General features: G+C 46.5%; 12 protein-coding genes. 7 read left to right on the forward strand and 5 right to left on the reverse strand.

Features of this window, described 5'->3' with window-relative positions; all coding sequences use genetic code 11:
- Positions 1 to 265: 265 nt before the first annotated feature.
- Together P8S55_RS04085 and P8S55_RS04090 are read right to left on the reverse strand one after the other, a co-directional pair.
- Complete coding sequence (locus P8S55_RS04085) at positions 266 to 529, reverse strand: hypothetical protein (protein ID WP_289225008.1); 264 nt, start codon at positions 527 to 529, stop codon at positions 266 to 268.
- A 155-nt stretch (positions 530 to 684) separates the two neighbouring features.
- A complete protein-coding gene (locus P8S55_RS04090; RefSeq protein WP_289225009.1) occupies positions 685 to 1,722 on the reverse strand; it encodes an IS5 family transposase in 1,038 nt (345 codons plus the stop codon).
- A gap of 55 nt (positions 1,723 to 1,777) precedes the next feature.
- On the opposite strand from P8S55_RS04090, the gene P8S55_RS04095 reads away from it, so the two are divergent.
- The 7 genes from P8S55_RS04095 to P8S55_RS04125 all read left to right on the forward strand — a co-directional run bounded on the left by P8S55_RS04095 (position 1,778) and on the right by P8S55_RS04125 (position 10,341).
- Complete coding sequence (locus tag P8S55_RS04095) at positions 1,778 to 2,008, forward strand: hypothetical protein (RefSeq protein WP_289225010.1); 231 nt, start codon at positions 1,778 to 1,780, stop codon at positions 2,006 to 2,008.
- 243 nt (positions 2,009 to 2,251) lie between these two features.
- Positions 2,252 to 3,106, forward strand: coding sequence for a DUF6933 domain-containing protein (locus P8S55_RS04100; protein WP_289225011.1), 855 nt, complete (start codon positions 2,252 to 2,254; stop codon positions 3,104 to 3,106).
- 410 nt (positions 3,107 to 3,516) lie between these two features.
- Entirely contained in the window at positions 3,517 to 5,967 is a 2,451-nt protein-coding gene (gene hsdR / locus P8S55_RS04105) for an EcoAI/FtnUII family type I restriction enzme subunit R (protein ID WP_289225012.1), read from the forward strand.
- Positions 5,968 to 5,985: 18 nt separating this feature from the next.
- Positions 5,986 to 6,594: a cold shock domain-containing protein gene (locus tag P8S55_RS04110; protein ID WP_289225013.1), complete on the forward strand. Its 609-nt coding sequence runs from the start codon at positions 5,986 to 5,988 to the stop codon at positions 6,592 to 6,594.
- Positions 6,595 to 6,603: 9 nt separating this feature from the next.
- Positions 6,604 to 8,058 (forward strand): N-6 DNA methylase, encoded by a 1,455-nt coding sequence (locus P8S55_RS04115; protein ID WP_289225014.1) that lies wholly within the window; start codon positions 6,604 to 6,606, stop codon positions 8,056 to 8,058.
- A gap of 148 nt (positions 8,059 to 8,206) precedes the next feature.
- Positions 8,207 to 8,869 (forward strand): Abi family protein, encoded by a 663-nt coding sequence (locus P8S55_RS04120; RefSeq protein ID WP_289225015.1) that lies wholly within the window; start codon positions 8,207 to 8,209, stop codon positions 8,867 to 8,869.
- A complete protein-coding gene (locus tag P8S55_RS04125; RefSeq protein ID WP_289225016.1) occupies positions 8,866 to 10,341 on the forward strand; it encodes a restriction endonuclease subunit S domain-containing protein in 1,476 nt (491 codons plus the stop codon). Before P8S55_RS04120 ends, P8S55_RS04125 begins: the two co-directional genes overlap by 4 nt.
- 25 nt (positions 10,342 to 10,366) lie before the next feature.
- On the opposite strand, the gene P8S55_RS04130 is transcribed toward P8S55_RS04125, so the two are convergent.
- The 3 genes from P8S55_RS04130 to P8S55_RS04140 all read right to left on the reverse strand — a co-directional run bounded on the left by P8S55_RS04130 (position 10,367) and on the right by P8S55_RS04140 (position 15,139).
- Positions 10,367 to 11,335, reverse strand: a complete 969-nt coding sequence (locus tag P8S55_RS04130) for an IS30 family transposase (RefSeq protein ID WP_289225017.1) — start codon at positions 11,333 to 11,335, stop codon at positions 10,367 to 10,369.
- Between the two features lie 233 nt (positions 11,336 to 11,568).
- On the reverse strand, positions 11,569 to 14,616 hold the full coding sequence (locus tag P8S55_RS04135; RefSeq protein WP_289225018.1) for a type III restriction-modification system endonuclease: 3,048 nt from the start codon (positions 14,614 to 14,616) through the stop codon (positions 11,569 to 11,571).
- 10 nt (positions 14,617 to 14,626) lie between these two features.
- On the reverse strand, positions 14,627 to 15,139 hold the full coding sequence (locus tag P8S55_RS04140; protein WP_289225019.1) for a hypothetical protein: 513 nt from the start codon (positions 15,137 to 15,139) through the stop codon (positions 14,627 to 14,629).
- Positions 15,140 to 15,161: the final 22 nt, after the last annotated feature.

Here is a 15,161-nt window from a genome sequence, read left to right on the forward strand (position 1 = left end):
ATAATCCTTCCAATGGTTTTAACAGCTATACATTACCCATATAGTGCATATATAATACTCAAATAGTACCAAAAAAATTATTAAAGTATCGTTAAAGTAACAAGTATTTTAACTCAACCAAACAACCAGGCCTGGTTGAATTATCCAACAACTTGCAACAAACGATTCACAACTGTGCCGTTACATTAATAATTATTAATAGTCGAATTAAAATTTTTATTAAATCTAAAACCTATACAATCAATCAATCAATAAATAAATAAATTTACACAGCATCTCTTAGCGAAAGTGTAGACTTTAGGCAATTATCAAGTGAAGCCAGCAGTTCATAACCAGTGATTGAGCCAAATTGAACGGTAGGTTCAAATCTTAAAGCATCATCGTAAAAGTGCACTCTCAAAATATTCGGATTTATTTCATAGATTGGTAGGCCAAGAATCTGAAAAACAACAGCTTTAAAATCCTTTGACTGCTCTAGAATAAATTTTTCAGTGATTAAATTTGAGCGTTCTATAAGATTTTCAGACAATGTTGACTTATGGGAACCTCGAATAACTTTAGGGTAAATCGCTGTTTGCCCTAAAAACCGATTAATAGCGCGTTTTTTGCGTGAATCTCACGCTTTTTTGTTCGTTTTGGTGTCTCTCGATGCCATTTTACCGGCATCAAGAGACACTTTGCCTGTCAGGCGGCCTTGCACGGCTGGTTTTCTAACCATGCTAGGCGTTTAATATTGTGGCATAACGCCATCATGGCCATTTTGAAGTTGGCGCGTGCCTGGCCAATGGTGCGGATACATTTACCGCCCATGTGCGCGATGGAGGCAAAGCTGTGCTCAACGCGGGCACGTACCTTGGCGATACGGTTATTGCGTTTTTGTTGAGCTGGGCTCAGCGGTTTGTTTCGCTTGCCTTTGCGCTGGATGTGAACTCGGTGTTGTTTTTGTTTGAGTTCCGCTTCACGTTGCTGCCCGGTGTAGCCGCTGTCGGCATAGATGTCTTGACTGGTATTGGCGCACAGCACCTTGTCAAAGTGGTTGGTGTCATGCGGTGCGGCCGTATCCGGGTGAATTGCTCGAATCAGTTTGTGTTGGTTGTCGATGTTCACGGTGAGCTTGTAGCCAAAGGTGCTTTGACCATGCTTTTTGGTCCAGGTTGCATCGAGGTCTTTTTGTCGACGTTTAGCTGGCGACCAGTCGGCGGGTATGGCGTTTTGTTTGATGAGTGCTTTTTCTTTTTTAGTGAGTTTTTGTTTGGGGGCTGGAATTAAGCTGGCATCAATGATTTGCCCACCGCGCGCAATATAGCCTTGTTGATTGAGTTGGCTATCGAGAGCTTGAAACAGCTGGTTAGCACCGGCTTGACCAAGACGGTTTTCAAACGTCCAAATAGTGGTGCGGTCGGGAACCGTGAGCGCATCGGTTAAACCGCAAAACCGCTTGTAACTCATTCGATCAAGCAGTTGGTACTCCATCTGCTCATCAGAATGGTTATAGAGGTGCTTGAGAACCAATATCCGAACCATCACATCCAGTGGATAAGGCGGACGGCCACCTTTGGATTGGTCGCCATAGTCAATATAAGACGCTATCGACTGGGCTAAGGCATCGAAGTCGATATGCTGGGCAATGTCTTGCAGCGGATCACCAAGATGGTTGAGTTTATCTTGATGATACACTTGGGCAAACAAGTCAGTTTTTAAGGCGGTGCGTTTGGTTTTCATAACAGATCCTGTCACAATTTTAACGATGGCACTATTTTACCAGGCCTGGTTTTAGGTGGGGGTTATTCGAGGTTCCCATAAGGTGGATCGTGAGTTTCAGTTTTGGCAGGAGGGTTATCACCCTGAATGGATTCAGAATGATGAGATGATGCGGCAAAAGATGGGTTATATTCATCTGAACCCGGTCAAGCGGGGGTACGTTGATTTGGCTGAACATTGGCGTTATTCGAGTGCGCGTGACTTTGTCGGTTTAACAGGCCTGCTTGAAATTGAACCTTTTGTTTAGTGCGTGCGTGTTGGCTCTGCCACGGACAGCATGGGAGCGAGGGCTGTATATTCTGGTTACTCTCGTTCCCACGCTGAGCGTGGGAATGCCGAGCAAGTGGTAGTTGGTCTTGCTGGTGGGCGCTCCCACGCAAAGCATTGGAAGCAGAAAAATGATCATAACCAGTGATGAATAAAACCAATACCGATAGGGTTTGCTGAGGTGATGGTCTTTAAGTAGTTTTAATTAAAGTTGAGAAATAGTTTGCGCGTACATGTCACAAAAAAATTAGCCGAAAAACTCCCTCAAATTGATTTGAATAATGGTGTTGAACAATCTAGCCCTTGGGGTGATTGGCATGCGCATATTTATCTAATTCAGCGCAAACAATGTGTGTTGTTTTGTCATGATGAAACCCGTTTTGCAGTGTTATTAACCGGCTTGAAGAAGGCGGATTTTGCTAATTTAAAACACTTGTTTCAAGAGATATTTATCAACGCATTGATAAAAATGAATTACCCGCCTGACTTGGTCGAGAGGGTGGCTAATCAACTTGATCAAGAAACGATGGTGTTTGACAGCAAAATCAACCGTTCTGTGCAATCCAGTTTGCGGATTTTGCATGAAGAGTTGGATTGGATGTTGTATCACGACCAAAAACATATTGATGATGTGTCGCTTTATGTTTATCCCGCTTGGAGCGCTGATCAACCACGCTCCATTAAATTGGGGCGCAAACAATATTATTCGCTTGCAAAACATTCGCTTCTTTATAGCTTGGCCAAAGCGATGGCCTATAGCGATTGTCGTTATCAAATCGATATTTCCTGTATTCCTGAGTCTTGTCACAGTGAGCAGGACTATTTGCAATTTGCTCAGCTGTTTGATGGCCTTAACTACGCCGGAAGTGCGGGTCGCCTAGAGGAGATTGGGGTTCGATTGGCAAAAGTGCACTCTAGACCTAAAGGCTTTCCTGATGATATAAATCAGCTTCGTGCGGCTCTTTATTGGCAATATCTGCAATATCAAAATAACTCGGATGCAGATAGTGTTTTTAAAACAGGCCATGTTATTGACTTGGTGATGCGTATCAAGTTTTTACTGGAAAACGACGGTTAACAACAGAAATCAATCTGATGTGTGACTGCCAATCTTGTTTCTGCGATACGTCATTGCGTATCAAGGCGTGTTAAGCGGTATAATATGAGACAGTTTTTGCTGGCGTGTGTTTAAGCAAAATTGATTTTGCTACAGTCTAGTGGAAGATGTATAAGCGCCTAAAATTGCACCGGTTTTTTCTAAAATTTTGTTTTTGTAGGGTTTTAGTTTTCAGAACCTGATCACCTTCATTTCGATAGTTAATTTACTCCTTAAACCTATTTCATCTTTTGCTTGTACGTATTCGGTGTGCGCGGCTTATCCTATTTACAATCCATGTCGCAATAACGAGTTAGTAAAACTAGACCTTTTTATAAGTCCTTGTAGAATTATGCTTTTTACTCATGGTTGTTCTGGGATTAGGCTGGTTTATGGTGCTAACAAACTCAACGAAGGCTGTTCTAACTGAAACAGACATCATCACCAAATTCATCTTGCCAGCGGTGATTCAAAACGGTTGGGATAATCTCACTCAAATTCGCCAAGAAGTAAAACTGCGTGATGGTAAAGTGGTGGTGCGCGGTCAAATTGCGGCCCGTAAAACCGTAAAGTCAGCTGACATTGTTTTGTATTACAAACCCAATCTGCCGCTTGCGGTGATTGAAGCCAAAGCCAATAAACACGAAATCGGCAAAGGTATGCAACAGGCGTTGGATTATGCAGGCCTGCTGGATGTGCCGTTTGTGTTTGCCAGCAATGGCGATGGTTTTATTTTCCACGACAAAACCGCGACCAGCGGTGCGATTGAAACTCAACTCAGCCTCGAAGACTTTCCAAGCCCAGAAGCCCTGTGGCAAAAGTATTGTGCCTGGAAAGGTTACACGGATTCACAACTGCCGATTATTACCCAACCTTATCACGATGACGGCAGCGGCAAATCACCGCGTTATTACCAACTGCAAGCGATTAACAAAACCATCGAGGCCATCTCCGCCGGTAAAAACCGGATTTTACTGGTCATGGCAACCGGCACCGGTAAAACCTATACCGCGTTTCAGATCATCTGGCGGTTATGGAAATCGAAAGCCAAAAAACGCATTCTGTTTTTAGCCGATCGAAATGCTCTGGTTGATCAAACCAAAGATAATGACTTTAGACCGTTTGACACCGCGATGACAAAAATAAAAAAGCGAACCGTGGATCCCGCCTATGAAATCCACCTTGGTTTGTATCAAGCCCTCACCGGGCCGGAAGAATCGCAAAAAGCCTACAAGCAAGTGTCACCGGACTTTTTTGATTTGATTGTAATTGATGAATGCCATCGCGGTAGTGCGGCGGAAGACTCCGCATGGCGTGAAATTTTGGAATATTTTAGTTCCGCCACGCAAATCGGTTTAACCGCTACACCGAAGGAAACCGACGAAGTATCGAATATCGATTACTTTGGCGAACCGGTTTACAGTTACTCCCTTAAAGAAGGCATTGAGGATGGTTTTCTGGCGCCTTACAAAGTGGTGCGGGTTGATTTAGATGTCGATGCACTCGGCTGGCGACCGACCAAAGGGCAAACCGATAAGCACGGTGAGGTGATTCCTGACCGTATTTACAATGCCAAAGATTTTGACCGCAACCTCGTGATTGATGAGCGCACCCAACTGGTCGCGGAAACCATTACCGCCTATCTCAAACGCACCGACCCAATGGCCAAAACTATTGTGTTTTGTAATGACATCGATCATGCCGAACGTATGCGTCGAACTTTGGTTAATCTCAACCCGGAACAGATCAAGAAAAACGACAAATACGTGATGAAAATCACCGGCGATGACGAAGCCGGCAAGGCGCAGCTTTATAACTTTATTAACCCGAAAAAAGCCTATCCGGTGATTGCGACCACCTCCGAACTCATGACCTCTGGTGTCGATGCCAAAACCTGTAAATTAGTCGTGCTGGATCAAAGTATTCAATCCATGACCAAATTCAAACAAATTATCGGGCGCGGCACGCGGATTGATGATCGCTATGGCAAACTTTGGTTCACCATTCTCGACTTTAAAAAAGCCACCGAATTGTTTGCAGATGAACGCTTTGACGGTATACCGGAAAAGGTTATGGTGACCAGGCCTGGTGATATTATCGATGAAAATAACCCCGATTTTGAAGCACAGCTTAACGCCACTGATAATGAAAATGAAGCTGAATCAATGTTGAACGAATCAGAAGGCGATTATCAAACGAACTCAAATCCTGATGAAGACGTTTGGCAGACCAATGAAACCGAAACCGGCGGCGAATTGGGCGGGGAAAAACAACCCTTTATCAAATACCACGTTGCCGGTGTCACCGTTAAAAAACTCGCTGAACGCGTGCAGTATTACGATGCCGATGGCAAACTGGTCACAGAATCCTTCAAAGACTACACCAAAAAAACCGTACAGCAACAATACGCGTCAATGGACGAGTTTATTAAAAAGTGGCAATCCGCTGACCGTAAACAAGCGGTAATTGACGAACTCGCCGCCCAAGGTGTTATTTGGCAAGCTTTAGAAGACGATGTTAGTCGAGATTTAGACCCGTTCGATTTAATCTGTCACGTTGCGTTTGACCAGCCACCACTGACACGCAAAGAGCGCGCAGATAACGTCAAAAAACGCAACTACTTCACCAAGTATTCAGAAACCGCCCAACAAGTGCTCAACGCCTTGCTCGACAAATACGCCGACACCGGTATCAGAGAAATCGAATCCAAAGATGTCTTCAAAGTCACACCATTCAGCGAAATGGGGCGACCACTTGAAATTGTCAAAAACGCCTTTGGTTCAAAGCAAGCCTATGAGCAAGCGATTACTGAACTAGAAGACCTGCTTTATATGACAAGCTGAGAAAATTAGGGGTGAAAGATGAGAGGTACTATTAAATTCTACAGTAGAGAGAAAGGTTTTGGGTTCATTTACACAGATGAAAATGATGGTGATATTTATTTTCGTGTTCAAGAGTGGAAAGAACACTCATCACCAAATTCAAATGACATCGTAGAATTTGAGACGAAGCCTGGCCGAAAAGGGCCTGAGGCTATTAATATCAAATGCATTAGAAGTGCTTCTGAACGAAAAGAAAGTGAGATTCAAGCACGTCGAGAAGCCAATGATGACAGGGTGACTTGCCCACACTGTATTAAACAAATTGTTCCAAGAGTTAACTTCTACAATGGTAAGCCACAAGCTAGCTACTGTCCGTATTGTGGTGGAAAAGTTAAAGATTTTGGATGGTGTTTTATTGCAACAGCTGTTTATGAAGACTACAACCATCCCAATGTTTTAGTTCTACGAAGTTTCAGAGATAACCAATTAAAAAATTCATCTTTGGGTAGAAAATTTGTTGCACTCTATTATCGTAAATCTCCAGCCGTTGCGAAAAAGTTAAAAAATATGCCTTATGTATCAGCCGTTATAAGAACCCTATTAAACAGTTTTGTTTTTGTCTATAACGCCTTAATTAAAAACAAATAAAGGTTCTTCATGTCTATATCCAGTGTTATTAAATCCATTCAAGACATCATGCGCAAAGACGCAGGCGTTGATGGCGATGCTCAGCGTCTTGGTCAGCTTTCTTGGCTATTGTTCCTCAAAATTTTCGATGCGCAAGAAGAAGAGTTGGAATTCGAACTCGATAATTACCAAGCGCCGATTCCTGAACACTACCTTTGGCGCAACTGGGCGGCGGATGCCGACGGCTTAACCGGTGATGCACTGCTCGATTTTATCAACGGCGATTTATTCCCCAGGCTCAAAGACCTCACCGCACCGATGACCACCAACCCACGCGGATTTGTGGTGAAAGAAGCCTTTAGCGATGCGTTTAACTACATGAAAAACGGCACGCTACTGCGCCAAGTGATTAACAAACTCAATGAAATCGACTTTGGCAATTCACAAGAACGCCACCTGTTTGGCGATATGTATGAACAAATCCTTAAAGATCTGCAATCCGCCGGTAACGCCGGTGAGTTTTACACCCCCAGAGCGGTCACCGAATTTATGGTCAATCACCTTAACCCGCAACTGGGCGAAAAGGTTTTCGACCCGGCTTGTGGCACCGGCGGGTTCTTAGCCTCCGCCACCGAACATCTGCGTAAACAAGTCAAAACTGTTGACGACCAAAAACAACTGCAAACCCAAATTTGGGGTGTTGAAAAGAAACAACTGCCGCATTTGCTTTGTACCACCAATATGTTGTTACATGGCATTGAAGTGCCGGTGCAAATTCGCCACGATAACACCCTAAGCAAACCGCTATCGAGTTGGGATGCCGATACCGATGTGATTATCACAAACCCGCCGTTTGGCGGCACCGAAGAAGACGGCATCGAACAAAACTTCCCGACCGAATTCCGCACCCGTGAAACCGCCGATTTGTTTTTGCAACTGATTGTCGAAGTGCTGAAAGACGGCGGGCGTGCCGCTGTCGTGTTGCCCGACGGCACCTTGTTTGGCGAAGGCGTGAAAACCAAAATCAAAAAAATGCTGGTCGAAGAATGCAACCTGCACACCATTGTCCGTTTGCCGAATGGCGTGTTTAACCCTTACACCGGCATTAAAACCAATATCTTGTTTTTCACCAAAGGTCAGAAAACCGAAAAAATTTGGTATTACGAACATCCTTATCCCGAAGGCGTGAAGAACTACAGCAAAACCAAACCGATGAAGTTTGACGAATTTCAAACCGAAATCGACTGGTGGGGCCATGAAGATGACGGTTTTGCCAATCGTGTTGAAACCAACCAGGCCTGGTGCGTCAGTATTGACGAGATTATCGAGCGCAATTACAACCTCGATATTAAAAACCCGCACCAAGAACAGCAAGAAGTGCACGACCCGCAACAACTGCTGGAACAGTATCAACAGCAACAAACCGAATTGCAAAATCTGCGCGACCAGTTAAAAAGCATTTTAGGGCAAGCGTTAAATCGATGATGGACGAAGTGGACGTGCGAACCGGAGCGATAGAAATAAAAAAGCCCGACACGAGGCCGGGCTTAATTCTATTGTCCGCGGGGGGGAGGCATAAAGCCAACACGAATCCCACGGCACACAAACAAAATTATATGGGAAAGATGAATTGATGTCAAACCATAATTTACACTATGCGCTTTCAGCGGCCCGTTTAAGCACCTTTGAAAACGCGCTGTCCAATCATCCTCAATTTAGCGATCTAGCCGAGTTTTATATGTGGAATGCGCAAATATCGGCAGCCTTTTTAGTGCCACTGCACTTTGTTGAAGTGGTCAGTCGCAACGCCATTGCACAGGCAATTGAAATTAAGTTTGGTGAGCGCTGGCCTTGGTCGGCTCAATTTGAGCGAAGCTTGCCCAATGCCGGCCCCAATCATTACCAACACCGCAACGAATTAATTAGAACGCGCGAGAAATTTCGTCATACCGGGCAAGTGATCGCCGAACTAAAGTTTGTGTTTTGGCAAACCATGATGACCAAGCGTTTTTATCAAAGTCTTTGGCAAAATCATATCCAACAGATTTTTCCAAATTTTAATAACCACGCCACTGCCGAACAAAATCGCCTGCGTGTGTATAACGATTTGGAGCGTATTCGCCGATTAAGAAACCGCATCGCCCATCACGAACCGATTTTTAACCGCGATTTGCAAGCTGACTACGATGCCATTACCGACTTAATACAAGCGCGTTGCCAGCACACTGCCCAATGGATGCAAACCCATCAGCAGGTCACGCCCTTGTTAAGCAAAATAAAAAGAACGCAACCATGAATAAACCTGTAGAACACCTGATTACCCAACACCTCGATATTTGGACACAAGCGACCGAAGCGAAATCCACTGCCGGGCGCGGCACGCGCGGCAAAATCAATTTGCTCGGCATCCAAAAACTGCGCGAACTGATTTTAGAAATGGCGGTGCGCGGGTTACTCGTGCCGCAAGACCCGAACGATGAACCCGCCAGTGAACTGCTCAAAAAAATCGCCGCCGAAAAAGCCCAACTGATCAAAGACGGCAAAATCAAAAAATCCAAACCCCTGCCGGAGATTACCGACAACGAAAAACCTTTTGAACTGCCGAAGGGGTGGGAGTGGGTGCGATTGGGTGAAGTTACAAATTATGGTGAGGTGCAAAAAGCAGAACCCAAGGATGTTTCGCATAACACCTGGGTGTTAGAGCTTGAGGATGTCGAAAAAATTACTTCAAAATTGCTACAAAAAAATACTTTTGCAGAAAAACCTTTCAAAAGTTCAAAAAACCGTTTTGAGCGAGGAGATGTGATTTATGGAAAGTTACGTCCATATTTGGATAAGGTTTTGGTTGCTGATGACTCCGGTGTTTGCACAACTGAAATGATTCCTTTTAGGGGGTATGCTTTAATTGAAGCTGAGTATTTAAGACTCGTTTTAAAAACTCCATATTTTATTGAGTACGCTAATTCATCAACGCATGGTATGAACCTTCCAAGACTTGGAACAGATAAAGCAAAGCTTGCACTTTTCCCGCTGATTTCTAAACAAGAACAAGCTCGTATTGTCGCGAAGGTTGATGAACTCATGGCGTTATGCGATGCGCTAGAAGCGCAAACGCTGGATTCGATGGCTACTCATCAAACTCTTGTAGAAACGCTGTTGGCGAGTTTGGTTCAGTCAGCGCCTTCTCGTTCCCACGTTCCACGTGGGAACGCAGACCCAGCAGCAACCACAAGCACAAACACAAGCACTGGTTCCCACGCACAGCATGGGAACCAGACTGTCGGATTAAGAAATAACCAGGCCTGGTTGTTAATCGCACAACACTTTGATGCGCTGTTTACCACCGAACACAGCATCGACACCCTCAAACAAACCATTCTTCAACTGGCGGTTATGGGCAAACTCGTACCACAAGACCCTAACGACGAACCCGCCAGCGAACTACTCAAAAAAATCGCCGCCGAAAAAGCTCAACTGATTAAAGACGGCAAACTCAAAAAAACCAAACCCCTCCCACCCATCACCGACGACGAAAAACCCTTTGATTTACCCAATGGCTGGGAGTGGGTAAGACTTGGCGATTTAAGTATTACGAAAGGCGGCTTTGCATTTAAAAGTACAGAGTTCGTCCAGCGAAGCAATTTTCAAGTTGTTCGAATGGGAAATGTTAAACCAGATTCCTTGCTACTGGATAATAGCCAGGTTTTTATTGACGAAAATACAGCCAATTCAGCAAATGATTATCTTATAAATCATAATGATACTTGAATTCGCATATTAAGTGCAATCTCATTTAAGCCGCTAATAAATCAACCGCTTTTCCTAAAAACAGCTCAACAGGTTGCTTTCCTTCTCGTGTTTTTCGGGGGCGAGTGTTGAGCCGGTACATAACAAAATCTATTTGCTCTTGGGTAACTTCATTAAAGTCGGTTCCCTTTGGGAAATACTGGCGGATGAGGCCGTTGGTGTTTTCATTTATGCCTCTTTCCCAAGATGAGTAAGGGTGTGCAAAGTAGATCTTTGCGTTTAATTCTTTTGCCATACGTTCGTGGTCGGCAAATTCTAAACCATTGTCATAGGTTATGGTATGAATCTGCTCGGCCATAGGCTTGAGAACTTTTATGGCTCTATCTGCAAGGTCACTGGCATTCTTGCCCATAAGCTTGACGATAATTGTATAGAGCGTTTTTCTTTCAACCAATGTATAAATCGCGCTTTTTCGGTCTTTGCCGATAATGGTGTCACCTTCCCAGTCGCCAATTCGGCTTTTTTCATCGACAATCTCTGGGCGCTCGTCAATGCTAACCGCATTCTTGATTCTTCCACGTCGATCATAACTTCCATAGCGCTTTCTATGCGTTTTGTGTAAATGCCTAAGGTGTTGATACAGTGTGCCTTGTTGCTTTTTATCGGCCAGAACCATGCGATAGATTGTTTCATGATGCAACTTTACAATGTCGTTTTTTTCAAGGTAGAAACAGACCTGATCTGGACTAAGCTCCTGTTGAATTAATATCTTCACCTTGTCCTTAATGGCCTCTGTGAGCTTAATGGCTTTTAGGGCAGCACCTCTTCGTTCTACACTAAATTGATTGGCCTGCTTAGGCCGGTATCCTCGCATCCCTGTATTGCGCTTTATTTCGCGCCCAATGGTTGAGGGGTGAGGTTCTAAGTGCGAAGCAATTTCTTTTTGTGACAAGCCTATTTTCAAATAGGCTTGTATTTGGTATCGTTCATCAATGGTCAACTGTTTATAGTTCATTGCAATTTCCTGTGGTAAGAAAATTAGCATTCTATTTCAGTTGGCCTTTTTTCTTACAAGTTAATTGCACTTGTTATGCGAATTCAAGACATGGTATCGATGTCGTTAAAGTAACGATACCGCCAAGCATCTAGCCGGGCGGGGCGCGACTTATCGGACCTGGAATATTGCTGAGTCGAGCCCCTTATTCTTTGGTGAGGCGCAGGCGCTTAGGTGGCTTATCTTCGTCCTCATTACTTAACAATCTCCATCAATTTACCGAAACTGTTCACCACGTCGTACTTAACATTCTCAGGAGCGAACTTCCTGTTGATCTCATCGAAGAACTTTCGGGCGCACTTGATCTTGGTTTTCTCGATCTCGTTGAGCACCATTGACGACATCGACCCCTTGGTCTCGGCGACGAAGTACACGTGCTTGACTGTGCCCTCCTTGAACGAGACGGCCCAGTCTGGGTTGTAGTCGCCAACGGGGGTGGGGATCAGGAAGCCGCGCGGCAACTTCGCGTACACGACGACTTCCGTGCAAGTGTCCAGCTCCTTCACGAAGTCCCGCTCAATGCCGGAATCCGTGATCACGTAGTCGTAGATGTGCCGCTTGAGCTTGTCACCGGCCTTGCTGAAGTCCTGCTTGGTCTGGCCTGCGGTGAAGATGTCTAGGTCGAATTTGTCCTCTACCGAGTCGTAGGCCAAGTGTTCGATGATCATCGTTGCCTTCTGCTCATTGATCAGTCGAACTGCCTCAGCGATGAAGCTTTCCGGATTGGTGCGGAACTGTGCAAACACCGCGACGCTGATCCCCTTGAGGATGTCAGCCGTCGTGCGCCGGGTCAGTTGCGTCCCCTCGGCAACCTTCCCGACGAGGTCGTACTTCACGGCCGAGTGGATGGAATGCACATTCTTTTCGGTTTCGGTGGCCTTGAGGACGAACGCCTCGCCACCTTTGAGTCCGTCATAGGTCACCTGGGCAGCCTGCTCGCCGGTCTGGATCGTGTACTGCAACGGCGTCACGCGAAGGCTCTTGTCCAGTTCGGCGACGGCCTTCGTGACCAACTCCGTTGAATCGAAGTCGACGCTGTACGCGGCCTTGCGATTGATCCGGTTCCACAGCTCCTTGAACTCCTGCTTCTCGAAGTTGCTGTTGAGTGGGTTCTTCTTAGGGCGACGGTCGTCGCTAATCTCAAACATTTGGCTGTCGCTGAAGACGCTGTCGATCAGCTGGTACACCTGCTCGGCATGCGCCTGCAGCTCCGGGGGCAACGGTGCCAGGGTGCCTTCCTTCTTTGCTTCGTGGTACGTGCCTGTGATGCGGTCGGTGTCATCGCTGTAGTCGTTCTTAAGCAGGTACTTGTAGATCTGCTTGGCCAATTGCGGCGTGACCTCGACATCCCCGGTGGCGGTCTTGAGAACCTTGCCAATGAAGTAGGCTTCGTCCGCCACCTTAGGGCGAGCCGACAAGGACTCGCTGATGTCCTTCTGCAGTGCAGAGACGAAGTCTTTGTAGCTTTCGCTGGCCACGACCGTGAGCACGTTGACGTCATGGACGATGGCGGGGTGATCCATTCGGTCGCCAGTCTGGTTGACGGACAAACGCAGGCCACGGCCAACTTCTTGCCGCCGCGAAATGGTGTTGTCACTGTGCTTGAGCGCACAGATCACGAACACGTTCGGGTTGTCCCAGCCTTCACGCAGGGCTGAGTGCGAGAAGATGAAACGCACGGGCTCCTGCAATGACAACAGGCGCTCCTTCTGCTTCAAGATCAGGTCATAAGCATCCACGTCATCAGATAGCCCGGCGTTCTCGCCACGGGCAGCAACTGCGGGGTCGACGTCACGTTTGGTCTTCTTGTCGATGGAGAAATAGCCCTTGTGCGTCTTGGCTGGATCAATGTCCTTCAGGTACTTGATGTACGGCGTTTCGTCCAAGTCCAGAACTTCATTCAGGTACTGGGTGTATTCCTCTTCGAAGATACGGGCGTAGTCGCCTTTCTCATCAGCCGCAGCGTAATCCCGGTACTTGGCCACTTCGTCGATGAAGAACAGGGTCAGCACCTTGATGCCCTGCTGGAACAGCGCCAGTTCCTTATCGAAGTGAGCCTTGATTGCTTCTCGAATCTGAATGCGACGCAGTGCGGCTTCGTTCACATCCCCATCGGCCTCACCGACAAATAGCTCTTTGCCGTTGGTGAAGCTCAAGGTGTCGGTGTTGGCATTGATGTCCGCGACCACATAGCCACGGTACTGATCCAGCTCGTTGGAAAAACCATCAGAGAAGAGGTTGTCACCTTTGGAGAGCTTGCGCACCACGCGCTTGATCTCGCCGCTTTTCAGCTTCTGCTCGAACTCAACACGGGCCACAGGCGCCTTGCTCGAAATTTCGATGGACTGCAGGTACAGGTAGGCATTGGTTCCCGCCAGCCCCTTCACTGAGATGCCGCGCACGGCAATTTTCTTCACCAGTTTCTGGTTGTATGCGTCCAGCGCGTCCAGTCGGTGGATTTTGTTGTGCGTGGTCTTGTGTGTAGCCGAGTAGCGCAGCACCATTAGCGCCTTGAATTCCTCTAAGGACTTCAGGGTAGCCGCACCTTCCATTTTTTGTGGCTCGTCCAAGATCAGGATCGGACGGTTGGCGCTGATCACATCAATCGGGCGGCGAGACTGAAAATCATCGAGCTCGTCGTAGATGCGGCGATTGTCAGCGCCTCGTGCGGCAAAGGCCTGAACGTTGATTACCATCACGTTGATTCCCGCATCCGACGAAAAGCTCTCTAGGTGATGCAACTGCTTGGAGTTGTAGATAAAAAATCGTGCCTTCTTGTGATACGTCTCCAAAAAGTGCTCTGCCGTGATTTCCAGCGACTTGGCCACTCCCTCCCGGATTGCAATGCTTGGCACCACGATGATGAACTTACTCCAACCGTACTGCTTGTTAAGCTCAAAGATTGTCTTGATGTAGCAATAGGTTTTTCCGGTGCCAGTCTCCATCTCAATGTCGAGATTGACCTTGCTGACCTTGGTCTTCACCAACTCCGACGACTGCGGCAGGTTCTGTTGGTGCTGAATTTGGGTGATGTTTTGCAGGAGCGCAATATCTGTCAGCTTTAGATCTGCGTTCTTAAAGCCACCCTCCGAAAACAGGTCTTCGACACCTTTCTTGGCCTTACCCGGATCTATTCGGTAGCTGATAGCCTCCGCTGATGCAGGTGGTTGTCCTTTGAAGCAGTCGGCTACGGCTTGCACTGCTACGGTCTGATAAGCCTGCGTCTTGAATTTGAGTTTCATCGCCATCCCCTCAGATGCACTTAACTTCGGTGGCAGGCGACAACAGCTTGAAAATCTGATCAACGTTGATTTTGACGGCGCTATCCTTATAACCGGAATCTCGGAACACCACTCGCAGGGGCTGGTGCTTGGCCAACTCCTTGACGAAGGCTTCGTCTATGCTGCCGCTGGCGTCGAAGCAGGCTGCAAGCGCATTACCATCGACAAAGAAGACGTCCTTCCCTTGGATCGACTGCTTGACGAGTGGCAATGCCAGATCAACCCCCCAGTCCAGCATTACCTGAAATAAGAGGTCTTCAGCTGTGCGGTCATGTTTGATGTTATCGACGAAGAGATCTAGGTTATCTCTATCGATAGCGTCCGGTGCGTAGTACACATCGGACATGTTTGATGTATCAATCTTCAGCACTCTAAATCCAAATCCAACTTTGTCTTTGCCTTCTGTTTCAAGTCTCTTGCCAACACGACGAATCCGCTCTTTAGAAATTTCGGCGATAGAAAAAGCGAGCTTATTCTTACTCAAGAATTCAATAGCTCGGTGTTCG

It is taken from the genome of Thiomicrospira sp. R3 (assembly GCF_029581415.1).
Taxonomy (GTDB): Bacteria; Pseudomonadota; Gammaproteobacteria; order Thiomicrospirales; family Thiomicrospiraceae; genus Thiomicrospira.